Source organism: Massilia sp. LjRoot122, from assembly GCF_964252725.1.
In the GTDB taxonomy this organism is placed as follows: domain Bacteria; phylum Pseudomonadota; class Gammaproteobacteria; order Burkholderiales; family Burkholderiaceae_D; genus Telluria.
The window spans coordinates 602,362-627,399 of the sequence record NZ_CAXUPB020000001.1 but is presented as its reverse complement, the minus strand read 5'-3'; the positions used below and the strand labels follow the sequence as shown (position 1 = coordinate 627,399).

General features: G+C 66.7%; 23 protein-coding genes. 8 read left to right on the top strand and 15 right to left on the bottom strand.

What is annotated here, in order from left to right; all coding sequences use genetic code 11:
• Window positions 1-2 precede the first annotated feature (2 nt).
• Window positions 3-572: a DNA-3-methyladenine glycosylase gene (locus ACSQ25_RS02755; protein WP_436104186.1), complete on the bottom strand. Its 570-nt coding sequence runs from the start codon at window positions 570-572 to the stop codon at window positions 3-5.
• Between the two features lie 167 nt (window positions 573-739).
• On the opposite strand from ACSQ25_RS02755, the gene ACSQ25_RS02750 reads away from it, so the two are divergent.
• From ACSQ25_RS02750 to ACSQ25_RS02735, 4 genes are all read left to right on the top strand, one after another.
• The gene (locus tag ACSQ25_RS02750) at window positions 740-1,597 is read left to right on the top strand and encodes an HDOD domain-containing protein (protein ID WP_436104185.1); all 858 of its coding nucleotides are present in this window, start codon (window positions 740-742) and stop codon (window positions 1,595-1,597) included.
• A gap of 190 nt (window positions 1,598-1,787) precedes the next feature.
• Complete coding sequence (locus ACSQ25_RS02745) at window positions 1,788-2,957, top strand: tetratricopeptide repeat protein (RefSeq protein WP_436104184.1); 1,170 nt, start codon at window positions 1,788-1,790, stop codon at window positions 2,955-2,957.
• Window positions 2,958-3,024: 67 nt separating this feature from the next.
• Window positions 3,025-3,309 (top strand): CopG family ribbon-helix-helix protein, encoded by a 285-nt coding sequence (locus tag ACSQ25_RS02740; protein ID WP_436104183.1) that lies wholly within the window; start codon window positions 3,025-3,027, stop codon window positions 3,307-3,309.
• The gene (locus tag ACSQ25_RS02735; RefSeq protein ID WP_436104182.1) at window positions 3,297-3,590 is read left to right on the top strand and encodes a type II toxin-antitoxin system RelE/ParE family toxin; all 294 of its coding nucleotides are present in this window, start codon (window positions 3,297-3,299) and stop codon (window positions 3,588-3,590) included. The genes ACSQ25_RS02740 and ACSQ25_RS02735 overlap by 13 nt, the downstream gene beginning before the upstream one ends.
• Before the next feature lie 20 nt (window positions 3,591-3,610).
• Here ACSQ25_RS02735 and ACSQ25_RS02730 read toward each other — a convergent pair whose 3' ends face one another.
• From ACSQ25_RS02730 to ACSQ25_RS02700, 7 genes are all read right to left on the bottom strand, one after another.
• Entirely contained in the window at window positions 3,611-4,159 is a 549-nt protein-coding gene (locus tag ACSQ25_RS02730) for a DNA-deoxyinosine glycosylase (protein WP_436104181.1), read from the bottom strand.
• 37 nt (window positions 4,160-4,196) lie between these two features.
• Window positions 4,197-5,126, bottom strand: coding sequence for a glucan 1,4-alpha-maltotetraohydrolase domain-containing protein (locus ACSQ25_RS02725; protein ID WP_436104180.1), 930 nt, complete (start codon window positions 5,124-5,126; stop codon window positions 4,197-4,199).
• Between the two features lie 207 nt (window positions 5,127-5,333).
• Window positions 5,334-6,818, bottom strand: a complete 1,485-nt coding sequence (locus ACSQ25_RS02720) for an efflux transporter outer membrane subunit (protein ID WP_436104179.1) — start codon at window positions 6,816-6,818, stop codon at window positions 5,334-5,336.
• 1 nt (window position 6,819) lies between these two features.
• Window positions 6,820-10,005, bottom strand: a complete 3,186-nt coding sequence (locus ACSQ25_RS02715; RefSeq protein WP_436104178.1) for an efflux RND transporter permease subunit — start codon at window positions 10,003-10,005, stop codon at window positions 6,820-6,822.
• Between the two features lie 4 nt (window positions 10,006-10,009).
• Window positions 10,010-11,212 (bottom strand): efflux RND transporter periplasmic adaptor subunit, encoded by a 1,203-nt coding sequence (locus ACSQ25_RS02710; RefSeq protein ID WP_436104177.1) that lies wholly within the window; start codon window positions 11,210-11,212, stop codon window positions 10,010-10,012.
• 342 nt (window positions 11,213-11,554) lie between these two features.
• Window positions 11,555-12,391: an alpha/beta hydrolase gene (locus tag ACSQ25_RS02705; RefSeq protein WP_436104176.1), complete on the bottom strand. Its 837-nt coding sequence runs from the start codon at window positions 12,389-12,391 to the stop codon at window positions 11,555-11,557.
• The gene (locus ACSQ25_RS02700; protein ID WP_436104175.1) at window positions 12,388-12,606 is read right to left on the bottom strand and encodes a hypothetical protein; all 219 of its coding nucleotides are present in this window, start codon (window positions 12,604-12,606) and stop codon (window positions 12,388-12,390) included. The genes ACSQ25_RS02705 and ACSQ25_RS02700 overlap by 4 nt, the downstream gene beginning before the upstream one ends.
• 139 nt (window positions 12,607-12,745) lie before the next feature.
• On the opposite strand from ACSQ25_RS02700, the gene ACSQ25_RS02695 reads away from it, so the two are divergent.
• The 4 genes from ACSQ25_RS02695 to ACSQ25_RS02680 are packed head-to-tail and all read left to right on the top strand — an operon-like array spanning window position 12,746 to window position 15,665.
• On the top strand, window positions 12,746-13,705 hold the full coding sequence (locus ACSQ25_RS02695; RefSeq protein ID WP_436104174.1) for a LysR family transcriptional regulator: 960 nt from the start codon (window positions 12,746-12,748) through the stop codon (window positions 13,703-13,705).
• A gap of 32 nt (window positions 13,706-13,737) precedes the next feature.
• Window positions 13,738-14,196, top strand: coding sequence for a DUF962 domain-containing protein (locus ACSQ25_RS02690; RefSeq protein WP_436104173.1), 459 nt, complete (start codon window positions 13,738-13,740; stop codon window positions 14,194-14,196).
• A 45-nt stretch (window positions 14,197-14,241) separates the two neighbouring features.
• Window positions 14,242-15,180 (top strand): DMT family transporter, encoded by a 939-nt coding sequence (locus tag ACSQ25_RS02685; protein WP_436104172.1) that lies wholly within the window; start codon window positions 14,242-14,244, stop codon window positions 15,178-15,180.
• Window positions 15,177-15,665 carry an N-acetyltransferase family protein gene (locus ACSQ25_RS02680; RefSeq protein WP_436104171.1) on the top strand — a complete coding sequence of 163 codons (489 nt, stop codon included), beginning with the start codon at window positions 15,177-15,179 and terminating at the stop codon, window positions 15,663-15,665. Before ACSQ25_RS02685 ends, ACSQ25_RS02680 begins: the two co-directional genes overlap by 4 nt.
• Window positions 15,666-15,945: 280 nt before the next feature.
• Here the strand turns inward: ACSQ25_RS02680 and hutI are convergent, their stop codons facing one another.
• From hutI to ACSQ25_RS02645, 7 genes are all read right to left on the bottom strand, one after another.
• A complete protein-coding gene (gene hutI / locus ACSQ25_RS02675) occupies window positions 15,946-17,166 on the bottom strand; it encodes an imidazolonepropionase (RefSeq protein WP_436104170.1) in 1,221 nt (406 codons plus the stop codon).
• A complete protein-coding gene (locus ACSQ25_RS02670; RefSeq protein ID WP_436104169.1) occupies window positions 17,159-17,773 on the bottom strand; it encodes a HutD/Ves family protein in 615 nt (204 codons plus the stop codon). The genes hutI and ACSQ25_RS02670 overlap by 8 nt, the downstream gene beginning before the upstream one ends.
• Window positions 17,770-19,146 carry a formimidoylglutamate deiminase gene (locus ACSQ25_RS02665; protein WP_436104168.1) on the bottom strand — a complete coding sequence of 459 codons (1,377 nt, stop codon included), beginning with the start codon at window positions 19,144-19,146 and terminating at the stop codon, window positions 17,770-17,772. Before ACSQ25_RS02665 ends, ACSQ25_RS02670 begins: the two co-directional genes overlap by 4 nt.
• Window positions 19,143-19,931: an N-formylglutamate deformylase gene (gene hutG / locus ACSQ25_RS02660; protein WP_436104167.1), complete on the bottom strand. Its 789-nt coding sequence runs from the start codon at window positions 19,929-19,931 to the stop codon at window positions 19,143-19,145. Before hutG ends, ACSQ25_RS02665 begins: the two co-directional genes overlap by 4 nt.
• Before the next feature lie 17 nt (window positions 19,932-19,948).
• Entirely contained in the window at window positions 19,949-21,496 is a 1,548-nt protein-coding gene (hutH, locus tag ACSQ25_RS02655; RefSeq protein ID WP_436104166.1) for a histidine ammonia-lyase, read from the bottom strand.
• Window positions 21,497-21,506: 10 nt separating this feature from the next.
• Window positions 21,507-23,204, bottom strand: a complete 1,698-nt coding sequence (gene hutU / locus ACSQ25_RS02650; protein ID WP_436104165.1) for a urocanate hydratase — start codon at window positions 23,202-23,204, stop codon at window positions 21,507-21,509.
• 81 nt (window positions 23,205-23,285) lie between these two features.
• Window positions 23,286-24,956 (bottom strand): amidohydrolase, encoded by a 1,671-nt coding sequence (locus tag ACSQ25_RS02645; RefSeq protein ID WP_436104164.1) that lies wholly within the window; start codon window positions 24,954-24,956, stop codon window positions 23,286-23,288.
• Window positions 24,957-25,038 lie beyond the last annotated feature (82 nt).

Here is a 25,038-nt window from a genome sequence, read left to right as displayed (position 1 = left end):
GTTTAACGGAAGGGCCGGCTGACGAAGCGCGAACCGGCCAAGCCGAAGCGCCAGGGTACGTCCATCGCCTTCGAAATGCCGATGCGCGGCCCGGTCACGACTTCCAGTCCCGGGGGACCGGGCAGCAGCTCGAACGGCGCCTCCGACAAGGCCATGCCGTTCAGCGCGCGGGTCACGCCCAGCGCCTGGCACAGCTTGCCGGGACCGGAACACAGCAGCCACTCGTCATCCGCATCGCGGCGCCGGCGCATCTCGTCCAGGCCGACGAGCGGCTCGAGCGCCCGGATCAGGACCCCGGCGCCATGGCCCTCTTCGCGGCACACGAAATTCAGGCACCAGTGGATGCCATAGGAGCGGTAGACGTAGGCATGGGCGGGCGGGCCGAACATGGAGGCGTTGCGCTCGGTGGGGCCGGAAAAGGCGTGCGAAGCCGGGTCTTCGCGGTCGTAGGCTTCGGTCTCGACGATCCGCCCGCCGACGCCGTCCACCAGCACCGTCACCCCGATCAACTGGCGCCCCACGATCTCCGCCGGCTGGGAAAAATCGATTCCTGCTATTGTCGAAATGGCCATACACGGATTCTAACCCGGGCTGTTGTTGAACGGCGTTTTGGTGGAATTGACACAAAATATTGTTTTAAAAATAATGTTTTTACATTGCTTTGCTGCAATGAAATGTGCGCTGGGGTATAGTGGCACGGTTGTTTGTTTCTCTTCCGCAACTCCTCCTGCCCCTGCCCATGAATACCGTCGCCGATCCTGTCCAGCACCTCGACCAGGTCGATGCCCTCATCAAATCGATCCGCATCCCGCCGCGCCCGAGCCTGCTCGCCGACATGCAGCGCGAGCTGTCGTCGGAAGACCCCTCGCCTGAAGCGATCGGCAAGATCGTGGCGAGCGACGTCGGCATGTCGGGCGCACTGCTCAAGCTGGCCAATTCGGCGGTCTACGGCGGCCGGCGCAAGGCCAAGTCGATCGAGCAGGCGATCCTGTTCCTGGGCATCAACCAGGTCGCGGCCCTCATGACCGGCCTGCTGGCGCGCCAGGCGATTCCCGCCAACAGCGCGGCGCTGGCCAGTTTCTGGGACGTGTCGACCCGCCGCGCGCAAGCCATGGTGTTCCTGTCGCGCCGCCTGCGCATCGGCGAGCCGGACGTGGCCCACACCTTCGGCCTGTTCTGCGACACCGGCGTGCCGCTGCTGATGGACCGCTTCCCCGACTACGCCGCGACCTACGCCGCCGCCTCCCTGGAAGCGGAACGTCCGTTCACGGCGCTCGAGGACGAGCGCCACTCCAGCTCCCATGCCTCAGTCGGCTGCCTGCTGGCACGCAACTGGGGCCTCTCGGCCGACGTCGGCTGGGCCATCCTGCACCACCACGATTTCAGCGTGCTCGACGACGCCTCGAGCGCCGCTGCGGTGCGCTCGCTGGTCGCCCTGTCGGTGCTGGCCGAGAGCGCGATCTGCCGCTACCAGGGCCATGGCGAGTCGCTCGAGTGGAACAAGGGCGGTGCCGCCGCCTGCGCTTATCTCGGTCTGTCGGACGAAGAAACGGCCGAGCTGCTGGACGAACTGGTGGAAGCCTTCCACGAGGACTAAGCACTTTTTCAAGAGCGCCGAACAAAACCCCGAGGGCAAGGCGCATCGCCGCAGCGGCGGACCGCGAAGACAGTACGCTAGTACGGCGAGACGATGCAACGCAGCCATCGGGGGAATTGTTGGGCGCTCCTTTGACATCGCCCTTGCAGAGGCAGATACTTCGCTGTAAGTACGCCCTTGGGAGTGAGTCATGAAATGCTTCGCCATCCTGCTGTCCCTGTCCCTGCTGGCCGGCTGCGCCAGCGTGGAACCCGTCACGGCGCCCCCTCCCCCGCTGGCGGACGCGCGCTTCGCGCCGCCCTCCGAGAAAGTCGGCGCCGAGGGCCTGTTCGCCGTCAGTCCCGCGATGCGCTCCTACCTGGAGAGCGCGGCCTTCTCGCGCCACCTGCGCGAGAGCGGCCAGCGCCACGGCCTGGTCAACGCCCTGTACAGCAAGACCGACCTGAAGCTCGAATACGAATCCACCAGGACCCGCACCGCCGCCGAAACCTATGCCGACCGTGCCGGCAACTGCCTGTCGCTGGTGATCATGACCGCGGCCTTCGCCAAGGAACTGGGCATGCCGGTGCGCTTCCGCAGCATCGACGCCGGCAGCACCTGGAGCCGCACGGCCGGCCTCTACCTGGGCAACGCGCACGTCAACATCGCCATCGGCAGCAAGCCGGAAATCGGCCTGCGCAGCAGCGACCTGGGTGAAATGCTGGTGGTCGACTTCATCCCGCAGGACGAAGCGGCCCGCCTGCGCGCGCGCGAGCTGGACGAAGACGACATCGTCGCCCTGTACATGAACAACCGCGCCGCCGAAATGCTGGTGCAGGGCCGCACCGACGACGCCTACTGGTGGGCGCGCGCGGCGGTCGGCAAGCGCCCCGGCATGGTCGCGGCGCTCAACACCCTGGCCGTGATCTACGACCGCCACGGCGACGTCACGCTGGCCGAGCAGACCTACCGCGCGGCGCTCGCGCGCGAGCCGGAAAACCTGATGGTGATGCGCAACCTGCAACCCCTGCTCGCCATCCAGGGCAAGCACGCCGAGTCGCAGGCAATGGCGCAACGCATCGCCAGCATCGAGCCCTTCCCGCCCTACCACTTCTTCGACGAGGGGATGGTGGCCCTGCGCGCCGGCGACTACGACCGCGCCAAGGGCCTGTTCGAACGCGAGGTGAAGCGCGCGCCCTTCAACGATGAATTCCGCTTCTGGCTCGGGGTGAGCCACCTGCGCCTGGGCGACGTCAAGCACGCGCGCGAGCAGATCGCCAAGGCGGTGGATTCCAGCACGCGGCAGGAGATGCGGGAGCTGTATTCGGCCAAGCTGGCCTACCTGCGGCGGGTGAGTGCTACCGGGACGCGCATCCAATAGATGCTAGCGCTTGAACTTCGCGCGCGAAGGTGTTACCTTGGTAGCACCTAGCATTTGCGAGTGAACTATGGCAACAACCTCATTAAAACTTCCTGATGAACTAAAGCAGCGCGCCGCTGTCGCTGCCCAAGAGCTGGGCGTCAGTCCTCACGCATTCATGGTCGATGCGATCAGGCAGGCCGCCCAGGCAGTCGAACAACGCTCCAGCTTTGTTGCGCAAGCACGTGAAGCCAAGGCTGAGATGCTGCAGGAGGGTCTGGGGCATGACGCCCACGACGTACGCGTCTACTTGCGCCAACGCCTCAAAGATGGCCAAGCAAGTAGGCCGGACAAGAAGCCATGGCGAGAATAAGTTATGCCAGCCGTGCCCTGACTGATTTGGAACGAATTAGCGACTTCCTTTCAGACGAAGGCTTGGAGGCACAACTAGAAGCATTGGACCTCATTGATGAGGCCATCACAATCCTCAGTCGACATCCATTCATCGGCCGCCAGGCCGAGCATGACATGCGAGAGCTCGTCATTTCGCAAGGCAGAACAGGCTATGTTGCGCTCTACAGTTATGAATCCGACAGCGATGCTGTTCTGATTCTCGCTGTACGTCATCAGCGCGAAGCCGGATTTCACGGATAGCCTGGCCGGTTGCGGCCGACTCAGAATAAGGGAGCCTGCGTAACCAGGGACGGTGCCTGATCCGGCACGTCGACGAGTCGGCGCCAGACCGCCAGCTTCTGCTCGAAGCTCATCGCCATATGCGCCGGAGAACTCGACGGCAGCACGACGGTCCGGTAGCCGGCCGCCGCGAACTGCGGCGCGAACTTGCCCGAAGCCTGGCCGTTGAAGCCGACCGTTTCCAGTTCCGGACACAGGCTGCGCAGGCGCTCGAAATCATTGGCGGCAGGCTTGCGGATGGCGGAATCAAGGCTGCCTTCGCGTTCGCAGCCGGCCAGCACGTCCCACAGGCCGACGTGGTGCGCCAGCAGGCGCCTCAAGCGTGTTTCATACGGCAGGCTGGCCAGGTCTTCCCCGATCACCGCCGAGATCAGCGGCCAGAATTGATTACGCGGGTGCGCATAGTATTTGCCCGCGGCGAGCGACGCCGCGCCGGGAAAACTGCCCAGCACGAGGATGCGCACGTCGGCGTCGATGACCGGCGCGAGCCCGGTCAGGGTGGAGGACGTTGGGGTCGTCATGGGGCGCATTGTAGCGGGGCCATGCGTCTCCCGCCGTCCTCGTGCCTTATTTCATCCAGACCGCGTAGTTGTTGCCGGAGGTCTGCAGCGTCCAGCCGGCGCCGGGGCTCCAGCTGTTCGGACCGATCTTCATCGCCAGCTGGCGGGTGCTGCCGGTGACGATCGCCGCGTACAGGCCCTGCGTGGCCGCCTGGATCGCGACCGGCGAGGTGGAATGCACGCCCGCCGTCCGGCGCGCCGCCATCAGGGCGCTGATCGGCGTCTTCAGGTTCCAGTTGTAGATGTGCGGGTAGTAGACCGTCGGGATGCCCGGATGGCTCAGCACATAGGCATAGCCCTGCATCACCGCGCCGCAAGGCACCGGCCAGTGGTTCTGGCCGCTGCCGCAGCTTTCGGACGGGCCGGTGTCGTGGTTGTCGACGAAAGTTACCGCCATCGCCGGCCACCAGCCCACGGCGCCCTGCGGCTTGCCGGAAGAATCGCGCAGGCGCCAGTAGTTGCCATTGGCCAGCGCATCGTTGAGCAGGCCCTTGGTCGTGAAATCGAAGGCGCCGCAGCTGTTGCCGGTGCCGTTGATCCAGTTCATGATCTGCTGGCGGTGGCCGTCGATGTTGTTCAGGTCGAGGTCGGTCCACAGCTCGCCCACGCAGAACTGGGCGCCGAAGGCATTCGCGTACTGCCCGGCGTACTGGGCGCCGAAGCCCTTCACGTAATCGGAGCGCAGCCCGCTGAATCCAACCGGCTTGAGGGTGTAGTTGAGCCAGTTGATGATGCCGTTCTGGGTTTCGCCGACATTGGTATGGTCGATGTCGCGGCCGGCGTTGAAGGCCGATCCGGTATCGGCGTTCCCGAGACCGCAATTGCATTCGTCGTTATTGGCGATCGTGTAGCGGGTCCAGTTCGGGTTGGTGAAGTCCGACCATCCGGTCGAGCCGACACGGTGGTTGACCACGATGTCGGCGATGGCGTGGATCAACAGCCATGCACAACCGGTAGTTTAACTACCAAAAACCATCCGACACTTCGTACATACATGGAATTGACGGGAAAATTCTCTGCTCAGCTCGTTACAGTGTCAATTGAATTCTAGGTCGGTTTTGTAGTTTCACTACCTCGACATAAAAAAAGCGGCGGGACGCTCATGCGCACCGCCGCAAAGGGCAACAGCCTCAGGAAAAATGGATCAGTTGCTGGCCAGCGCAACCGCCTCCGGACGGGAGGCATCCCAGCCACCACCCAGCGCGCGAATCAGCGCCACCGTGGTCACCGCGCGGTTGCCGCGCAGTTGTACCGCCGTGCGTTCGACCGCCGCCAGGTTGCGCTGCGCGTCGAGCAGCTCGAGGTAGCTGGAACGGCCGGCGTCGTAGAGCTTCTGCGCCAGGTCCGCGGAGCGGCGCGCCGCCAGCCGCGCCGCCTCGATCTGCTCGGCCTGGCCGGACAGGATGCGCAGGCCGGCCAGGTTGTCTTCGACTTCGGCGAAGGCCGTGAGCACGCTCTGGCGGTAGACACCCACCGACTCTTCCAGCGCCGCTTCGCTGCGTTCCACGTTGGCGCGGTTGCGGCCGCCGTCGATGATCGGCATCGAGGTCAGCAGGCCCAGCACCCAAGAGCGGCTGCTCCACTTGAACACCTCGGAGAAGGCGCCGCCGATGCCGCCGCCGGCCGCGCTGATGGTCAGCGCCGGGAACATCGCGCCGCGCGCCACGCCGATGCGGGCGTTCGAGGCTTCCATCGTGCGCTGTGCGGCGACGATGTCGGGACGGCGTTCCAGCAGCGAGGACGGGAGGCCGGCCGGGATCGCCGGCAGCGTGGTGGTGTCCAGCAGCGGGCTCTGGCCAGCCACGTAATGCGAGGCCGGCTTGCCCAGCAGGACCGCCAGCGCATGCTCGGCGGTGGCGCGCTGGCGCTGCAGGCCGATCGCCTCGGCACGCGCCGTCGCCAGCTCGGTGCGGGCACGCGACAGGTCGAACTCGCCGATGTCGCCCAGCTCGAAGCGGCGCTGCGTCACCTTGACGCTCTCGTCACGCAGGCGCACGGTCTGCACCAGGGTCTCCAGCTCGGCGTCGAGGGCACGCAGGCGGAAGTAGGTCTGCGCCACGTCGGCCTGCAGGGCCAGCAGCACCGAGCGGAAGTTCGCCTCGGAGGTCGCGGCATCGCTGCGCGCCGCCGACACGCCGGCCGCCACGCGGCCGAACAGGTCGACCTCGTAGCTGGCGCTCAACTGGGCCGAGTAACTCGTCGCAATCTGGGTCGGCGCACCTTGCGGCAGGCCGGACTCGAATGCCGACGGGCGGGCACGCTGGGCGCCGATGCCGACGCCGACCTGCGGCACGCGGTCGGCTGCCGCGATACCGGCGATCGCCCTGGCCTGCTTGACGCGGGCTGCGGCCACCGCCAGGTTGGCGTTGTTGGCGCTGGCCTCGTCGACCAGTGCCGTCAGCGCCGGGTCGTTAAAAGCAAGCCACCACTGGCCGCGCGGCTGCTGCTCGGCCGGCTGGGCGGGCTTCCAGCGCGCGCCTTCAATGCCTTCAACCTGGGCAGGCAGTTGCGTATTACGGAACGCGGTCGGCGTCTCGACCGCCGGCTGCTTGAAGTCCGGGGTGGCGCAGGCCGTGAGCAGCAGTGCCGCCAACAGCGGGGCCACACCCCTTGCGATCATGCTTGTCATCTCAATGCACTCCTTCCAGGTCCAGGACCGGGGCTTTCGCCACCGGGGCTTTTTTCTCGAAACGCTTGCCCAGCGTGCGCAGCAGGACGTAGAACAGCGGCGTCAGGAACAGGCCGAAGAAGGTCACGCCCAGCATGCCGGCGAACACCGCGACGCCCATCGCGTGGCGCATCTCGGCGCCGGCGCCGGTCGAGAACACCAGCGGCACCACACCCATGATGAAGGCGATCGAAGTCATCAGGATCGGACGCAGGCGCAGGCGGGAGGCTTCCAGCGCGGCGTCGATGACGCTGCGGCCGTGGTCTTCCAGCTCGCGGGCGAATTCCACGATCAGGATCGCGTTCTTCGAGGCCAGCCCCACCAGCACGAACAGGGCGATCTGGGTGAAGATGTTGTTGTCGCCGCCGGTCAGCTTGACGCCCACCAGTGCGCACAGGATCGACATCGGCACGATCAGGATCACGGCCAGCGGCAGAGTCCAGCTTTCGTACTGGGCGGCCAGCACCAGGAACACCAGCAGCACGCACAGCGGGAACACGTAGATCATGGTGTTACCGGCCAGGATCTCCTGGTAGGTCAGCTCGGTCCACTCGTAGGCGATCCCCTTCGGCAGCGTTTCCTTGGCCAGCTGCTCCATGATGGCCTGGGCCTGGCCCGAGGACACGCCGGGCGCCGGGCCGCCGTTGATGTCGGCCGCCACGTAGTTGTTGTAGCGCTGGACGCGGTCCGGGCCGTAACTGTCCTTCACGCTCATCAGGCTGGACAGCGGGATCATCTCGCCCTTGTCGTTGCGGACCTTCAGCTGGGCGATCTGCTCCGGCTGCGAGCGGAACTGCGCATCGGCCTGGACACGCACCTGGTAGGTGCGGCCGAACTGGTTGAAGTCGTTCACGTACAGCGAGCCGAGGTTCACCTGCAAGGTCTGGTAGATGGTCGCCAGCGGCACGCCCAACTGCTTGGCTTTCACCCGGTCGACGTCCGCGAACAGCTGCGGCACGTTGATCTGGTAGCTCGAGAACACGCCCGCCAGCTGCGGCGTGCCCCAGGCCTTGGCCTGCAGCGCCTGCGTGGCTTTATACAGCTCGTCGTAACCGAGGTTGCCGCGGTCTTCCAGCATCAGCTTGAAGCCGCCGGTCGTGCCCAGGCCGTTCACCGGGGGCGGCGGCAGCACCATCACGAAGGCGTCCTTGACTTCGCCCATGCGCTTGTTGATCTCGGCGGCGATGGCTTCAGCCGACTGCTCCGGCTTGCCCTTGCGTTCGCTGAACGGCTTCAGGCCGGTGAACACGATGCCGGCATTCGGCGCATTGGTGAAGCCGTTGATCGACAGGCCCGGGAAGGCGATCGAGGATTCCACGCCCGGGATTTCCTTGGCGATGCTCGACATCTTGCGGATCACCTCATCGGTGCGGTCCAGCGAGGCGGCATCCGGCAGCTGGGCGAAGCCGATCAGGTAACCCTTGTCCTGGGCCGGCACGAAGCCCGGCGGCACCACCTTGAACATGAAGACAGCGGCCACGCCCAGCACCAGGTAGACGCCCAGGGTCGCGGTCTTGCGGCGCAGGACGGTCTTCACGCCGCCTTCGTAGCTGTGCGAGGCACGGCCGAAGAAACGGTTGAAGGCGGCGAAGAAGCGGCCGAAGATCTTGTCCATCACGCGGGTCAGGCGGTCCTTCGGCGCGTCATGGGACCTCAAGAGCGCTGCCGACATGGCCGGGGCCAGTGTCAGCGAGACGAAGGCCGAGATCACGGTGGAAATCGCGATGGTCAGGGCGAACTGGCGGTAGAACTGGCCGGTCAGGCCGGACACGAAGGCGATCGGCACGAACACGGCGCACAGCACCAGGGCGATGGCGATGATCGGGCCGGACACTTCCTTCATGGCCTGGATGGTCGCGTCATGCGGGGACAGGCCGTTGCCGATGTTGCGCTCGACGTTTTCCACCACCACGATGGCGTCGTCGACCACGATACCGATCGCCAGCACCAGCCCGAACAGCGACAGGGTATTGATCGAGAAGCCGAACATCAGCATCACGGCGAAGGTACCGACCACCGAGACCGGCACCGCCAGCAGCGGAATGATCGAGGCGCGCCAGGTCTGCAGGAACACGATGACGACCAGCGCAACCAGCACCACGGCTTCCAGCAGGGTCTTGATCACCGAGTCGATCGACTCGCGCACGAACTGGGTCGGGTCGTAGACGATGCTGTACTCGACGCCTTCCGGGAAATCCTTCGACAAGGTCTCCATGGTGGCCCGCACGTCCGTCGACAGCTGCAGCGCATTGGCGTTCGGCGCTTCGAAGATCGGGATCGCGACCGCCGACTTGTTGTTGAGGAGCGAACGCAGCGCGTACGAGCTCGAGCCCATTTCCAGGCGCGCCACGTCCTTCAGGCGCGTGACGGCGCCATCCTCGCCGGCCTTGACCACGATCTCGCCGAATTCCTCGACGCTCGACAGGCGGCCCTGGGTGTTGACGGTCAGCTGGAACTGGGCGTCCTTGCTCGGTCCCTGGCCGACCACGCCGGCCGCGACCTGCACGTTCTGCTCGCGGATCGCGGCGACCACGTCGCCCGCGGTCAGGCTGCGCGCCGCCACTTTCTGCGGATCGAGCCAGACGCGCATGGCGTAGTCGCCCGAGCCGAACAGCTGGACCTCGCCCATGCCGTTCAGGCGGACCAGCTGGTCCTTGATGTTCAGCACAGCGTAATTGCGCAGGTACAGGTCGTCATAGCGGCCGTCCGGCGAATTCAGGTGGACCACCATGGTCAGGTTCGGCGAACTCTTGACGGTGGTGACGCCGATCTGGCGCACCTCCTCGGGCAGGCGCGGCAGCGCGCGCTGCACCCGGTTCTGCACCTGGCTCTCGGCACGGTCGATGTCGGTGCCGATCGCGAAGGTCAGGGTCAGGGCCAGGGCGCCGTCCGAGGTGTTTTGCGAGGACATGTAGAGCATGTCCTCGATGCCGTTGATCTGCTCTTCCAGCGGCGCGGCCACGGTTTCGGCGATCACTTTCGGATTCGCGCCCGGGTACTGGGCACGCACCACCACCGAAGGCGGCACCACTTCCGGATACTCGGACACCGGCAGCTTGAAGATCGAGATCAGGCCGCCCACGAAGACGATCACCGACAGCACGACCGCGAAGATCGGTTTGTCGACGAAGAAGCGTGAGAAGTTCATCAGATTACTCCTTGGCTGCGGTGTTCAGGGCCAGCTTGGTGCCGGACTTGGCCGCCGCCAGGTCGGCATCCATCGGCACGATCTGCGGCGTGACCGGCGCGCCGGGACGCACGCGCTGCAGGCCGTTGACGACGATCTTCTCGCCCGCCTTCAGGCCCGAACGCACCACCCGCATGCCGTCCACCACCGGGCCCAGGGTGACCGGGCGGTACTCGGCCTTGCCGTCGGCGCCCACCACCACCACGAACTTGCGGCTCTGGTCGGTGCCCACGGCACGCTCGTTGATCACGACGGCCTGGTTGGCTACGCCGCTGCCCACCTGCACACGGGCGAACAGGCCGGGCGCCAGCGCGCGGTCCGGGTTGGCCAGGGTGGCGCGCATGCGTACGCTGCCGGTACGGGCGTCCAGCTGGTTGTCGACGAATTCCAGTTTGCCTTCGTGCGGGAAGCCTTCTTCGTTGGCCAGGCCGATCTTGACGACGGCGCCCTTGTCACGCTGGGCGCGGGCGCCGACCCGCAGGTAGGTCTGTTCGTCGCCGTCGAAGCTGGCGTAGATGCGGTCGAGCGAGACCACGGAGGTCAGCACGGCGCTGGCGTCGACCAGGTTGCCCAGGGTGATCTCGGCCTTCGACACGCGGCCGTCGATCGGCGCGGTGACGCGGGTATAGGCCAGGTTCAGGCGTGCCGACTCGTGTTGCGCCTGGGCGGCGCGGGCGTTGGCGTCGAGTTCCTTCTGGGCCGCGGCCTTTTCGTCGAACTCGCGTTGGGCGATGGCTTTATCAAGCAGCAGGCGTTCGGCGCGCTGCAGTTCGAGGCGCGCCAGGTCGGCACGGGCACGGGCCGCAGCAGCAGCGGCGCCGGCGCGGTCGGCTTCGGCCTGGTAGGGGCGCGGGTCGATCACGAACAGGACCTCGCCCTTCTTCACTTCGGCGCCCGGCTTGAAGTTGACGGCCGTGATGTAGCCGCTCACGCGCGGACGGATCTCGACCACTTCCACCGCTTCCAGGCGGCCCGAGAACTCCTGGGTCTCGGCCACCGGCTTTTCGATGACGACTGCCGCGGAGACCGGCGGCGCGGCCGGCGCGGCGGCTGCCGCATCGTCCTTGCTGTTGGCATCGGCGCAGCCGGTCAGCATCGCGCCTGCCAGGCCGGCGGCCGAAAGCAGCCCGACGAGTGTTTTTACTGTGCCCATTTGTTGGTTGTTCATGATGAACCTTTCTTATTGAGAGACAAAACAATCCCTGTCGCAGCCGGGTTCGCGCCGGATGCGAGGAAAAAAGGGGGCCTGTCCGCGCCCGCAGGCGTGGATGCCGTATTTCTTAGTGGTCAGGAGGCCGCGCGCTCAGCGCGGCAAGGGTGCTGGCGTCAACAGCGCATGCTGCGCAGCTGGACGCCGGTGTCGACTGGTGTTCTGTTCATGGCACACCTCTTTCGTAAAACGGACCCTCACGTCGCGTGGGCGACGATTTTTGGGCAAAACGGGGCCTTCCCGTGCCCGCGGCACGGTGTTCTCAGGAAGGCAGTGTTGGTAAGGGCTGGTGCTGAGCGGTCAGCGATCCAGTCCCGCAAGGAAGGTTGCGATCTCCGCAAGCGCGTGCACCTTGCATGCACATTCGTTGCGTCCGCCCGGCTCCACCAAGGGGGCCGGCGGCATGCGCCGCACGGTGGTGCGCACGCCGGCGTTGATCAGTTTGGCACCGTATTGTTCGGCCTCGTCGCACAATGGGTCGTCCTCGGCGGAGAGGATCAGGGCCGGCGGCAGGTTCTTCAGCCGGGTCGAGCGCAGCGGCGAGGCATACGGGTGCGCACGGTCGGCGGCATGCGGCAGGTAGCCGCGGTAGGCTTCGGCGCAGGTGCTGGTGAGCTTTTCGCGGTCCGGGCACTCGTTCATCTGGCGCATCGAGCAGGTCGACAGGCCCGGGTCGAGCATCGGCATGATCAGGATCTGGCCGGCCAGCTTCGGTGCGGCGCGGTCGCGCGCCATCAGGGCGCATACGGCCGCCAGGTTGGCGCCGGCCTCGATGCCCATCACCACCAGCTTCTTGCCGGACCAGCCGAGCTTCGCCTTGTGCTTCATGGTCCACAGCAGCACGGCGTGCGCGTCTTCCACCGCGGCCGGGAAAGGCTTCACCGTCGCCAGCGTGTAGTTCGATGCGAGTACCGCGCGCTCTTCATTGCACTGGGCCATATGGCGCAGGAATTCGTCGGCTTCCTGCAAATCGCCCGAGACGAAGCCGCCGCCGTGGAAGAACACGACCAGCGTGTCGCGCCTGGCCGGGCTGCCGGCCGTGTAGAGGCGCGCCGCCAGCGGGCCTTCGGCGCCGCCGACGTCGAGTTCGCGCACCTCGACCAGGCTGGCCTGGACGTCTTCGAGTACCGCGCTCATGGCCGGGCTCCTTCATTGGCCACGGCCCAGCGGCCGGCCTGGCCGTCCTCGCACGGAGTGCCGCACTGCATCTCGACCTGCATCGACAGCGCCTTCAGGCCGCGCGCTTCCGCGCCGGCAGCCTGCGAATAGGCGTCGGTCCCCAACAGGCCCGCCAGCGCCACCCCGCTCAGGGCGACTGCTACCGTGGTGAAGATCCCGTCCCGCATGCTCATGGCCAGCTCCGTATGTGTTTACATTTTGTTGCGATGCACACACTATAGTCTTCAACTACAATCGGATAAAGATGGCAATACCGAATTGATTGTTCATATTGCCGAACAATAGTGCGATTCCCGAATGAGAGGGACTATCATGAACAAGCTCCAGGCCATGGAAGTTTTCATCCAGGTCGTCGACTGCGGCAGCTTCACCAAGGCGGCGGAAATGCTCAACCTGCCCAAGGCGACCGTCTCGACGCTGATCCAGACGCTCGAATCGACGCTGGCGGTCAAACTGCTGCACCGCACGACGCGCCAGGTGATGATCACCTCGGACGGCGCCGCCTATTACGAACGCTGCGTGCAGATCCTGTCGGACGTGCGCGACGCCGAGGAATCGCTGTCGCGCCACCGCCTGAGCCCGAGCGGGCGCCTGCGCATCGACACCCCGACCGGACTGGCCTCGGAGATCCTGATCCCGGCCCTGCCCGCGTTTTTCGAGCGCTATCCGGACATCACGCTGGAACTGGGCAGCACCGACCGGCCGGTCGACCTGGTCGAGGAAGGCGTCGATTGCGCCGTGCGCGGCGGCGAGCTGGTCGATTCGAACCTGATCGCGCGCCGCATCGGCGTGATCAACTTCGTCACCGCCGCCGCTCCCGCCTACATCGAGCGCTTCGGCATGCCCCAGCATCCGCGCGACCTGGAGCGCCACCGCTGCGTGAACTACTTCTCGGCCAAGACCGGCAAGATCTCGAAATGGGATTTCAGCCGCGATGGCGAGCGCATCGAGGTGGCCCTGCCCGGCTCCATCGCGCTGAACGATTCGAATGCCTACGTGCAGGCGGGCCTGGCGGGCCTCGGCGTCATCATGATGACGGACTACCTGCTGTTGCAGCATATCGCGGCCGGGCGCATGCTGCAGGTGCTGCCCGAGTGGCGCAGCGATCCGCTGCCGGTGCACGTCGTCTACCCGCAGAACCGCCACCTGTCGGCCAAGGTGCGCGTCTTCGTCGAATGGATTTCCGAGCTGTTCGCGGCCCATCCGAACCTGCGCCTGCAGGCGCCGCGGAGCGCGGCGGCGGTAGCGGAAACGGCGCTGGAGACGGTGTAGAATCGTCGCAAACAAAAACGCCGGAGACAGCCATGGACCACAGCCCAGAGTTTCACAAACGCGCCCGCACCATCGATATCCTGCTGGCGCGCTACGCCGAAAGCCACCGCAACCACACCAACGAGATCATCCACTTCGTGTGCATCCCGCTGATCGTCCTGAGCCTGCTGGGCATCCTGTGGGCACTGCACCCGGTGGTGGCCATCGCGGCGACCCTCGCCTCGCTCTATTACTACACCAAACTATCGCGCGGCTTCGCCATCGGCATGGGCGTGATGAGCGCCGTGATGCTGGGCCTCCTGGCGCTGATGCCGGCCATGACGGTGCTGCCGCTGTCGATCGCGATCTTCGTGGTCGCCTGGATCGGCCAGTTCGTCGGCCACAAGATCGAGGGCAAGAAGCCTTCCTTCTTCGACGACCTGCGCTTCCTGCTCATCGGGCCGCTGTTCGTGCTGTCCTTCCTGTACCGCCGGATGAAGCTCGCGTACTGAATATCGCATCGTGCGTGAATGCGCGGGAGCACGTATACTCGCGCGATGCCATCTTCCGTCCTCTTCACCGTCGCCTCGCTGATCTGGGGTTCGACCTTCTGGGCCATCACCCTGCAGCTGGGCGAAGCGCCGCCCGCCGTCTCGGTGGCCTACCGTTTCTTCCTCGCCGCCGCCACGCTCTTCGTGATCTGCCTGGCGCGCCGCGACAGCCTGCGCCTGCCGCTGCGCACCCATGGCTGGATGGCGCTGCAGGGCGTGCTCACCTTCTGCATCTCTTACATCTGCACCTATCAATCCGAGCAGTACGTGGTCTCGGGCCTGGTGGCGGTGATGTTCGCGCTGATGGTGTTCTGGACCCCGCTGCTGAGCAGCCTGTTCTTCGGGACCGTCATCAGCCGCCGCACCATCGCCTGCGGCGTGGTCGCCATCGCCGGCGTCGCCCTGCTGTTCTCGCAGTCGATCAGCACCGCCTGGGCCGATTTCCAGGCCGGGGGCAGCCCGGCATTCATTGCCGGCGTGGTCCTGGCGCTGGCCGCGACCATCGCCAGTTCGGCCGGCAGCATCGTGGTCAGCAAGGTGAAGGAAGAATGCGCCAACCTGCCGCTGACCATGGCCTGGTCGATGCTGTGGGGCGCCTGCCTGGTCACCGTCTGGCTGCTGCTGCGCGGCGACCGCTTCGTGCTGCCCTCCAGCCCCACCTACTGGGCCGGCCTGGTCTACCTGTCGATCTTCGGCTCGGTGATCGCCTTCTTCGCCTACTTCACCCTGATCGGGCGGATCGGCGCCCAGAAGACCGTCTACATCGGCGTCATCACGCCGGTGCTGTCGGTGCTGTTGTCGATCAAGCTCGAAGGCTACCGTCCCGGCCCGGTCGAATTCGCCGGCATGGTCCTGTGCCTGGCCAGCGTGGCCTGGGCCCTGCGCGCACCCGCAGCCAAACCTGTGCGATCCGCAAACCTGAACAATCCTCTCGAAACGCCATGAGCACTTTTTCCATCCGTCCCGCCACCCCCACCGACATCACCCACATCCACGCCATGATCGTGGAACTGGCCGTGTTCGAAAAGCTCGAACATCTGGTCGTGGCCACCGAAGACTTGCTGCACGAAGGCCTGTTCGGCGAGCGTCCCTCCTGCGAAGCCATCATCGGCGAGGAGGACGGCGAGGTAGTCTGCTTCGCCCTGTTCTTCCATAACTTCTCGACCTTCCTGACCAGGAAGGGCCTGTACCTGGAAGACCTGTATGTGCGCCAGTCGCACCGCGGCAAGGGCTATGGCACCCGGATGCTGACCCGCCTCGCGCAGATCGCCGTCGAACGCAATTGCGGCCGCTTCGAGTGGTCGGTGCTGGACTGGAACGAGCCGGCCATCAACTTCTACAAGCAGATGGGCGCGGACATCCTGCCCGACTGGCGCATCTGCCGCCTCACCGGCGACACCCTCGACGCCTTGGCCGAGCGCCGCGCCTGAGCGCGCGCAAAGAAAAACCCACGGGGCCGGGAGGCGCCGTGGGCGAACCCATTTTTATCAAATGGGGAGGGGAGATGGTGAATCACACGCTTACACTATAGGTGTGGATCCTTAATGATCAATTAAGCCTTACATTCGGTTACCCTTGTTACGAGAGTGTTTGTGTTGCCCTTGACGTGATAATTCCTGAGCTGGAATTGCGCGGCTTGACGAGAGTCAAACAGCTTGGATTCTGGAAGGGATTGCTTGTGGATGCGTAAGGGATAAGGGCCGGGCGAGCCTAGACGGCGATGTGCGCCTGCCTGAGGACGCCGCCGTTGACCACGCCGCGGCAGGGATTCGACCCCATGGCATAGGCCAGGTCGGCCGGCCGGGCGATGTCCCACAGGGCCAGGTCGGCCCGCTTCCCCACTTCCAGCGTGCCGATGTCGGCGTGGAGGCCGAGCGCCCGCGCCGCGTGGCTGGTGGCGCCGGCAAGCGCTTCCCGCGGCGTCAGGCGCCACAGGGTGCAGGCCATGTTCATGGCCAGCAGCAGGGAAGTCATCGGCGAGGTGCCGGGGTTGCAGTCGGTGGCGACAGCCATCGCCACCCCCGCTTCGCGCAGCGCGGCGATCGGCGGCTGCACGGTCTCGCGCAGGAAGTAGTAGGCGCCCGGCAGCAGCACGGCCACCGTGCCGGCACGCGCCATCGCATCGATGCCGGCCTGGCTCAGGTATTCGAGGTGGTCGGCCGACAGGCCGCCATGGCGCGCCACCAGTTCGGCGCCCTGCTGGTCGGACAGCTGTTCGGCATGCAGCTTGACCGGCAGGCCCAGCGCGCGCGCCGCTTCGAACACACGCGCGGTCTGCGCATTGCTGAAACCGATCCGCTCGCAGAACGCGTCCACCGCATCGACCAGGCCCTCCTGCGCCAGCTGCGGCAGCATGCGTGCGCACAGCTCGTCCACGTAATCGTCGGCGCGGCCCGCGAACTCCGGCGGCAGTGCATGGGCGCCGAGGAAGGTAGTGGCCACCCGCACCGGCAGGCGCTCGCCGACCAGGCGCGCCGCGCGCAGCATGCGCGCCTCGGCGTCCAGCTCCAGGCCATAGCCCGACTTGATCTCGAGCGTGGTGACGCCTTCCGACAGCAGCCTGGCCACGCGCGGCAGGCTTTGCGCCAGCAGCGCCTCCACGTCGGCCTCGCGGGTGGCGCGCACGGTGGACATGATGCCGCCGCCCTGGCGTGCGATGTCCTCGTAGCTGGCACCGTTCAGGCGCGCCTCCCATTCGTTGCTGCGGTTGCCGGCGTGGACGATGTGGGTGTGGCAGTCGACCAGGCCGGGCGTCATCCAGGCGCCGCCGCAATCGTGTTCCGCCAGGGCGGCGGGCGCGTCGCCGCGCGGACCGAGCCAGGCGATGCGGCCATCCTTCACGGCCAGCGCGGCGTCGCGCAGCTCGCCGTAGCCGTCCACCATCGTGGCCAGGTGCACGTTGGTGAACAGCAGGTCCGCCGCCTCACTCATAGCTTTCTTCGTCCTCTTCCTCGTGGTACCAGATGTCCACGATGTAGATCACGCCCTGCCCCGCTTCGAGCTTCCAGCGCGAGCCCGGCTCCAGCACCACCGCGTCGAAGCGCACCAGGCCGATGCGCTCCTCTTCGTTGCGCAGTTCGAGGGCATCGCCCTCCGCCAGGAACAGCACGGTCACGTCGGCGCGCGCCACGAAGTTCGATGCCGCGCCGGCGTCGCCCAGCAGGCGGCGCCGGCCGAAGGTGTGGTAGCAGCGCTCGCTGCGCGTCATGGCATTGAAATCGGTGCTGCCGCCGCGGTTGAGCTTTGCGATGACCTGCGAGCTGCCGTCGAAGGCCACCACCGGGTCGACGTCGGTCACCATGGTCGGCTCGCCGTCGATCTCGAGGGTCATGCCGTGGCCTTCGACCAGGGCCAGGGTGCGGTCGACGCCGGGAAACAGCGAGAAGGCGCCATCCTTCTCGATGGTGGCCAGGCTCACGCGCCAGTCGAAGTCCTCGAAGCCGGCATCCGGCGGGCCGATGGCGATTTCGGTCGTGCTGCCGCCGCCGTTTTTCCACGGCACCGGCGCCAGTCCTGCGAACGGGATCAGTACGGTCATTGGCCCACCTCACTATGTTCACGCAATTCACCAAGAGCCTGGCGGTAGCGCTGCGCGATCGCATCCTGCGCCACGTGGCGGCCGCCCTGCACCACCCAGCGCCCGCCGCACAGCACATCGCGCACCAGGTTGTCGTTACCGCAAAACAGGAAGCGCCCGAGCACGTCCTCATCGCGCACACCGTCCAGGTTCGGATGCTCGCCGTCCAGCACCAGCAGGTCGGCACGCAGGCCTTGCGCGAGCGCGCCGATCTTGCGGCCCGCGGCCTGGGCGCCGCCGCGCAGGGAAGTCTGCCACAAGTACTGGCCGACGTCGCGCTGTTGACGTGTGAACGCAATATTACGTCGCTGGTGGACCAGGCGCTGGCCGTATTCCAGCCAGCGCAGCTCCTCGACCGGGCTTTGCGACACGTGGCTGTCGCTGCCGATGCCGAAGCGTCCGCCGAGCTCGATGAAGCGCTGCAGCGGGAACAGGCCGTCGCCGAGGTTGGCCTCGGTGGTCGGGCACAGGCCGGCAACGGCGCCGCTGCGCGCGATCGCCGCCACTTCCTCGTCGTCCAAGTGGGTGGCGTGGACCAGGCACCAGCGCGCGTCGATGCCGATCTGCTCCACCAGGTACTCGACCGGGCGCCGGCCCGAGTAAGCGAGGCTCTGCTCGACTTCGGGCATCTGTTCGGCGATATGGATGTGCAGCGGGCGTCCGGCCGGCAGGCCGGAGACCAGTTCACGTATCTGCGGGATCGTCGCCGCGCGCAGCGAATGCGGCGCGGCGCCGACTTCGAGCTGGCCGCCGCGCAGGGGCTGGAGCGCTTCGACGATGCCGAGGATGTCGTCGACACCCGTGCGGAAGCGCCGCTGCTCGGGGCGCAGCGGCTGTTCGCCGAAGCCGGCGTGGCTGTACAGGACCGGCAGCAGGGTCAGGCCCATGCCGGTGGCATGGCCGGCGGCGGCCACGCGCTCGGCGGTTTCGGCCGGCCGCGCGTAGCGCTCGCCACCTGGTGCGCGCTGCAGGTAGTGGAATTCGCACACCGAGGTATAGCCGTGACGCAGGCACTCCACGAACAGCTGGGCGGCGATGGCCTCGATCTGCTCCGGGGTGATGCGGGCGGCGAAGCGGTACATCAGGTCGCGCCAGGTCCAGAAGCTGTCCGGTCCCTCGCCGGCGCGCTCGGTCAGGCCGCCCAGCGCACGCTGGAAGGCGTGCGAGTGCAGGTTGACCATGCCGGGGACGACGTAGTCGGCGCGCGCCACGCCCAGGGGCGCCGCGGCCCGCGCGTCGACCCGGGTCAGCTCGCCCTGCGCATCCCATTCGAGCAGCACGTCGCGCCGCCAGCCGTCGGGGAGCAATGCGTGGCGTGCGAACAGGGCTCTCATGCGCGCACCCAATCGGTGGCAGCACCGATCATGTCCTTCAGGAGGGGCTGCACTTTCGCCGCGACCTCGGGACGGTATTCGAAGGGCGCCGCCTCGTTCATGTACAGGCACTGGCACATCTCGAGCTGGATCGCGTGCACGCCGTCTTGCGGCTGGCCGTACTTGCGCGTGATGTGACCGCCCTTGAAGCGGCCGTTGACGGCAATGCTGAACTGCTCCTGGGCGCGTGCCACGCCGACCACCGCCGCCTCCATTCCGGGATCGCAGGACTTGCCGTCCGCGGTGCCGAAGTTCAGGTCCGGCAGGCGGCCTTCGAAGAAGCGCGGCACTTGCGAGGCAATGGAATGCGCGTCCCACAGCACCACGCGGCCGAATTCGCGTTTCAGGCGCGCAAGTTCGGTGCGCAGCTGTTCGTGGTAGGGCATCCAGTAGCGCTCCAGGCGGCGCCGCACCTCGGCCTCGTCGGGCGTGCGGCCCGGCAGGTAGAGGCTTTCGCGGCCGAAGGTGTCGACCGGGCACAGGCCGGTGGTGTCCATGCCCGGGTAGAGATTGGTGTTTTCGGGCGGGCGGTTCAGGTCGATCAGGTAGCGCGACCAGCGCGCCGAGATGGTCGACACGCCCATCTCTTCCAGGAAGCCGTACAGTTCGGGCAGGTGCCAGTCGGTGTCGGCGCGCGCGGCGGCGCAGGGCGCCATGGCGGCCAGCACCTCGTCCGGAATGTCGGTGCCCGCATGGGGCATCGACACGAGCATGGGAAGCTTGCCTGCCTTGAACCGGAAATCCATGTCCTCTCCTGTCGAGATTAAGGGTGCAGTACGGTGAACAGTTCCTTGCACGATGCCGACAGCTCGCCGTGCACGACCATCAGGCGCGCGGCCTCGATGTCCGGGGCGAAGAAGCGGTCCGCATCGTAGGGCGCCACCCGCGCGCGCAGCTGGGCGTGCACGTGCTCGAGGTGCTCGGAACTCCGCAAGGGACGGTGGAATTCGATGCCCTGGGCCGCCGCCAGCAGCTCGATGCCCACGATCACGGAGGTATTGTGCGCCATCTGGTGCAGACGGCGCGCCGCGAAGGTTGCCATGCTGACGTGGTCTTCCTGGTTGGCCGAGGTCGGCAAGCTGTCGACGCTGGCCGGATGGGCCAGCGACTTGTTTTCCGAGGCCAGCGCGGCGGCGGTGACGTGGGCGATCATGAAGCCGGAATTCAGGCCCGGCTCCTTCACCAGGAAGGCCGGCAGGCCGGACAGGTTGGCGTCGATCAGCAGCGCGATCCGGCGTTCCGACAAGGCGCCGATTTCGGCGATCGCCAGGGCCAGCGTGTCGGCGGCGAAGGCCACCGGCTCGGCGTGGAAGTTACCGCCCGAGATGATCGCGCCATCTTCAGGGAACAGCAGCGGGTTGTCGGTGACGGCGTTCGATTCGATCAGCAGGGTGCGGCCGGCGTTGGCGATCAGGTCCATCGCCGCGCCCATCACCTGCGGCTGGCAGCGCAGGCTGTACGGGTCCTGCACGCGCTCGTCGCCTACCAGGTGCGAGGCGCGGATGGCGCTGCCCTTGACCAGCTCACGGTAGATGCCCGCTGCGGCGATCTGGCCCGGCTGGCCGCGCACCGCGTGGATGCGCGCATCGAAAGGCGCGTCGCTGCCGCGTGCGGCGTCGACCGACAGCGAGCCGGCCACCATGCCCGCTTCCAGCAGGCGCTCGGCCATGAACAGGCCGTGCAGCGCCAGCGCGGTCGAGACCTGGGTGCCGTTGATCAGGGCCAGGCCCTCTTTGGCGGCCAGGGTCACCGGCTCGATGCCGGCGGCGCCCAGGGCCTGCTTGGCGTCCATCAGTTCGCCCTTGTAACGCACCGGGCCGACGCCAAGCATGGCGAGGGTCATGTGGGCCAGCGGCGCCAGGTCGCCCGAGGCGCCGACCGAGCCTTGCGAAGGGATGGCGGGCATGATGCCGGCGTTGTACAGGGCGATCAGGGTCTCGATGATCAGGGGGCGCACGCCCGAATAGCCGCGCGCCAGGCTGCCGATCTTGGTCAGCACGATCAGGCGCACGACATTGTCGGCGATGAGCTCACCGGTGCCCACCGCGTGCGACAGGATCAGGTTGCGCTGCAGCGCTTCCAGCCGGTCGTTCGGGATGTGGGCCTTGGCCAGGATGCCGAAGCCGGTGTTGATGCCGTAGGCCGGGTCGCCCTTGGCGGTGATCTTTTCCACCAGCGCGCAGGAGGCCTTGACCGGCTCCCAGGCTTCCGGGGCGAGGCTCAGGGGCAGGTGCTCGGCCCAGACGGCGCGCAGCTCGGACAGCGTCAGCTCGCCGGGGCGCAGGGTAATGGTGTGGTGCGAGTCGTTCATCGTGAATACCTTACTTGATCATCGGGAGATTCAGGCCATTGCGCTTGGCCGTCTCGATTGCGCTTTCATAGCCCGCGTCGGCATGGCGCATCACGCCCGAGCCGCTGTCGTTCACCAGCACGCGCGCCAGGCGCTCTGCTGCGGCCTCGGTGCCGTCGGCCACGATGACCACGCCCGAGTGCTGCGAGTAGCCCATGCCCACGCCGCCGCCGTGGTGCAGCGAGACCCAGGTGGCGCCGCCGGCGGTGTTCAGCAGGGCGTTCAGCAGCGGCCAGTCGGACACCGCGTCGGTGCCGTCGCGCATGGCTTCGGTCTCGCGGTTCGGGCTCGCCACCGAGCCGGTGTCGAGGTGGTCGCGGCCGATCACGATCGGCGCCTTCAGTTCGCCCGTGCGCACCATCTCGTTGAAGGCCAGGCCGGCCAGGTGGCGCTCGCCCAGGCCGAGCCAGCAGATGCGTGCCGGCAGGCCCTGGAAGGCGATGCGCTCGCGCGCCATGTCGAGCCAGCGGTGCACCCGGGCATGCTGCGGGAACAGCTCCTTGATCTTGGCGTCGGTTTTATAGATGTCTTCCGGGTCACCCGACAGCGCCACCCAGCGGAAGGGGCCGCGGCCCTCGCAGAACTGGGGACGGATGTAGGCCGGCACGAAGCCCGGGAAGTCGAAGGCATTCTCGACGCCCTCGTCCTTCGCCACCTGACGGATGTTGTTGCCGTAGTCGACGGCGTAGGAACCCAGGGCCTTGAAGTCGAGGATGGCGCGCACGTGCACGGCGCAGGATGCCGCGGCGGCGGCTTGCAGGCGCGCGTGCTGCGCAGGATCCTGCTGCGCGGCCTTCCACTCTTCCACGGTCCAGCCGGAAGGCAGGTAGCCGTTGATCAGGTCGTGGGCCGAGGTCTGGTCGGTGACCAGGTCGGGCACGAGGCCGCCCGCCCTGGCGCGGCGCACCAGCTCCGGCAGGATGTCGGCGGCATTGCCGAGCAGGCCGATGGAGACGGCTTCGCGCTTGCCGGTGTACTCCTTGACCATCGCCAGCGCCTCGTCGATGTCGCGCGCCTGCTTGTCGAGGTAGCGGGTGCGCAGGCGGAAGTCGATGCTGCTCTGCTGGCATTCGATGTTCAGCGAGACCGCGCCGGCGAAGGTCGCGGCCAGCGGCTGGGCGCCGCCCATGCCGCCCAGGCCGGCGGTGAGGATCCAGCGGCCCGCCATATCGCCGCCGAAGTGCTGGCGGCCGGCTTCGGCGAAAGTCTCGTAGGTGCCCTGCACGATGCCCTGGGTGCCGATGTAGATCCAGCTGCCGGCGGTCATCTGGCCGTACATGAACAGGCCCTTGCGGTCGAGTTCATTGAAATGTTCCCAGTTGGCCCACTTGGGCACCAGGTTGGAGTTCGCCAGCAGCACGCGCGGCGCGTCGGCATGGGTGCGGAACACGCCGACCGGCTTGCCGGACTGGATCAACAGGGTCTCGTTGTCTTCCAGCGTGCGCAGCGAGGCCAGGATCTGGTCGTAGCATTCCCAGTTGCGGGCGGCGCGGCCGATGCCGCCGTAGACGACCAGGGCTTGCGGGTTTTCCGCGACCTCGGCGTCGAGGTTATTCTGGATCATGCGGTAGGCGGCTTCGGTCAGCCAGCTCTTGCATGAGAGTTCGCTGCCGCGCGGGGCGCGGATGACGCGCGACGGGTCGAAACGGGGGTCAATCGGTGAGTTCATGGCGGCTCCTGGGTTGGAATCAGCAATGAGTCTAAGTTGTCTATACAACCAAGTCAATTCATTTTATCGACCCCCGCCCGATTACTTCTTGAACACCTGCTTCCCGCCCACCCAGGTCTCCAGCACACCGGTCTTGAAGATGTCGTAGGTCGGCATACGGAACAGGTCGCGGTCGATCACGATGAAGTCGGCGTGCTTGCCCGGCTCCAGCGACCCGAGGCTGTCTTCCTGGTGGCCGGCATAGGCGGCGTCCAGCGTGAAGCAGCGGAAGGCTTCCTTCAACGACATCGCCTGGTTCGGGTACCAGCCCGCCACCGGCTGGCCGGCATGGTCCATGCGGGTGACGGCGGCGTGGATGCCGAAGAAGGGGTTCGGCGACTCCACCGGGAAGTCCGAGCCGCAGGCGATGCGCGAACCTTGATGCAGGAAGCTGCGCCAGGCGTAGGCGCCCTTGATGCGTTCCGGGCCGACGCGTGTCTCGGCCATGTTCTTGTCCGAGGTCGCGTGGGTCGGCTGCATCGAGGGGATGATGCCGAGCGTTTTGAAGCGCGGGATGTCCTCCAGCGCCACGACCTGGGCGTGCTCGATGCGGTGGCGCTGCCCGCCGCTCTTGGTCGCGGCCAGTTCCTTCTTGTAGATGTCGAGGATCTGCTTGTTGCCGGCGTCACCGATGGCGTGCACGTTGACCTGGTAACCCTTGCGCATGGCCTTGCTCATCATGGCGTCCATCTGCGCGGTCTTGAAGAACAGCAGGCCGTGCGAATGCGGCTCGTCGCTGTAGGGCTTGAGCAGGGCGGCGCCGCGGCTGCCCAGCGCGCCGTCGGAATACAGTTTCACTGCACGCAGCGCGTACATGCCGTCGGCATGGTTCAGGAGCGGGCCATTTTTTGCCAACTGGTCAAAGTCCTTGTCGGTGCCGCCGATCATGCCGTACACGCGCGCCGTCAGCTTGCGCTGAGCGGCGTAGTCGCGGTACAGGCGGTCCTCCGCCACGCCGACGCCGGCATCGTGCACGCTGGTCAGGCCCATGCGCGCGATCTCCTGCAGCGAACGGTCCAGCATCGTGCGGCCCTCAGCCTCGGTCTGGGCCGGCATCACCTTGGTGACGAGTTCCTGGGCCGCGTCGACCAGCACGCCGGTGGCCTCGCCGTTCGCATCGCGCATGATCTTGCCGCCGACCGGGTCGGGCGTGGTCCTGGTGATCCCGGCCAGGGCCAGGGTGCGGCTGTTGGCCCAGCCGGCGTGCCCGTCGACGCGTTCCAGCCATACCGGACGGTCCGATACCACGGCATCCAGCTCGGCGGCGGTCGGGAAGCGGCCCAGTTTCCAGTTCTCCTGGTTCCAGCCGCGGCCGCGGATCCAGGCGTGGTTCGCGTTCGCTTTCGAATACGTGGTGATGGCCTTGATCGCATCGGCCAGCGAGGCGGTGCCGGAGAGGTCGAGCTGGGTCAGCTGCTGGCCCAGGCCGAACACGTGGCCGTGGGCGTCGATCAGGCCCGGCAGCACGGTGCGGCCCTGCATGTCGACCTGGCGCGCGTTCTTCACCTTGGCTGCCACTTCGGCGGCGCTGCCGACCGCGGTGATGCGCCCTTTGTCGTCGAAGGCCAGTGCGCTGAACTGCAGCAGCTCGCCCCTGGCGTTCAGGGTGTAGCCGTTGGCGTTGGTGATGACGGTGTCGGCCTGGGCCGACGAGAGGACGCCGAGGCCGGCAAGGACGATCATGGACGAAAGGGGGATGTGGCGCACGCGCATGCTTTCTATTCTCCGTTTATATAGGTGTCCGGCGCTTCATGGGCGCGGCACCAAGGGAGTGTATAGAAAATCAAGGATGGGG

Excerpts from the sequence above, each read along its gene's own strand:
- ACSQ25_RS02755 (WP_436104186.1), bottom strand. The coding sequence starts at position 572 with ATGGCCATTTCGACAATAGCAGGAATCGATTTTTCCCAGCCGGCGGAG.
- ACSQ25_RS02695 (WP_436104174.1), top strand. The coding sequence starts at position 12,746 with ATGAACAAGCTCCAGGCCATGGAAGTTTTCATCCAGGTCGTCGACTGC.
- ACSQ25_RS02665 (WP_436104168.1), bottom strand. The coding sequence starts at position 19,146 with ATGAGAGCCCTGTTCGCACGCCACGCATTGCTCCCCGACGGCTGGCGG.
- ACSQ25_RS02720 (WP_436104179.1), bottom strand. The coding sequence starts at position 6,818 with ATGACAAGCATGATCGCAAGGGGTGTGGCCCCGCTGTTGGCGGCACTG.
- ACSQ25_RS02710 (WP_436104177.1), bottom strand. The coding sequence starts at position 11,212 with ATGAACAACCAACAAATGGGCACAGTAAAAACACTCGTCGGGCTGCTT.
- ACSQ25_RS02685 (WP_436104172.1), top strand. The coding sequence starts at position 14,242 with ATGCCATCTTCCGTCCTCTTCACCGTCGCCTCGCTGATCTGGGGTTCG.
- hutH (WP_436104166.1), bottom strand. The coding sequence starts at position 21,496 with ATGAACGACTCGCACCACACCATTACCCTGCGCCCCGGCGAGCTGACG.
- ACSQ25_RS02705 (WP_436104176.1), bottom strand. The coding sequence starts at position 12,391 with ATGAGCGCGGTACTCGAAGACGTCCAGGCCAGCCTGGTCGAGGTGCGC.
- ACSQ25_RS02730 (WP_436104181.1), bottom strand. The coding sequence starts at position 4,159 with ATGCGCCCCATGACGACCCCAACGTCCTCCACCCTGACCGGGCTCGCG.
- ACSQ25_RS02700 (WP_436104175.1), bottom strand. The coding sequence starts at position 12,606 with ATGAGCATGCGGGACGGGATCTTCACCACGGTAGCAGTCGCCCTGAGC.
- hutU (WP_436104165.1), bottom strand. The coding sequence starts at position 23,204 with ATGAACTCACCGATTGACCCCCGTTTCGACCCGTCGCGCGTCATCCGC.
- hutG (WP_436104167.1), bottom strand. The coding sequence starts at position 19,931 with ATGGATTTCCGGTTCAAGGCAGGCAAGCTTCCCATGCTCGTGTCGATG.
- ACSQ25_RS02740 (WP_436104183.1), top strand. The coding sequence starts at position 3,025 with ATGGCAACAACCTCATTAAAACTTCCTGATGAACTAAAGCAGCGCGCC.
- ACSQ25_RS02680 (WP_436104171.1), top strand. The coding sequence starts at position 15,177 with ATGAGCACTTTTTCCATCCGTCCCGCCACCCCCACCGACATCACCCAC.
- ACSQ25_RS02670 (WP_436104169.1), bottom strand. The coding sequence starts at position 17,773 with ATGACCGTACTGATCCCGTTCGCAGGACTGGCGCCGGTGCCGTGGAAA.
- ACSQ25_RS02735 (WP_436104182.1), top strand. The coding sequence starts at position 3,297 with ATGGCGAGAATAAGTTATGCCAGCCGTGCCCTGACTGATTTGGAACGA.
- ACSQ25_RS02745 (WP_436104184.1), top strand. The coding sequence starts at position 1,788 with ATGAAATGCTTCGCCATCCTGCTGTCCCTGTCCCTGCTGGCCGGCTGC.
- ACSQ25_RS02690 (WP_436104173.1), top strand. The coding sequence starts at position 13,738 with ATGGACCACAGCCCAGAGTTTCACAAACGCGCCCGCACCATCGATATC.
- ACSQ25_RS02645 (WP_436104164.1), bottom strand. The coding sequence starts at position 24,956 with ATGCGCGTGCGCCACATCCCCCTTTCGTCCATGATCGTCCTTGCCGGC.
- ACSQ25_RS02715 (WP_436104178.1), bottom strand. The coding sequence starts at position 10,005 with ATGAACTTCTCACGCTTCTTCGTCGACAAACCGATCTTCGCGGTCGTG.
- hutI (WP_436104170.1), bottom strand. The coding sequence starts at position 17,166 with ATGAGTGAGGCGGCGGACCTGCTGTTCACCAACGTGCACCTGGCCACG.
- ACSQ25_RS02750 (WP_436104185.1), top strand. The coding sequence starts at position 740 with ATGAATACCGTCGCCGATCCTGTCCAGCACCTCGACCAGGTCGATGCC.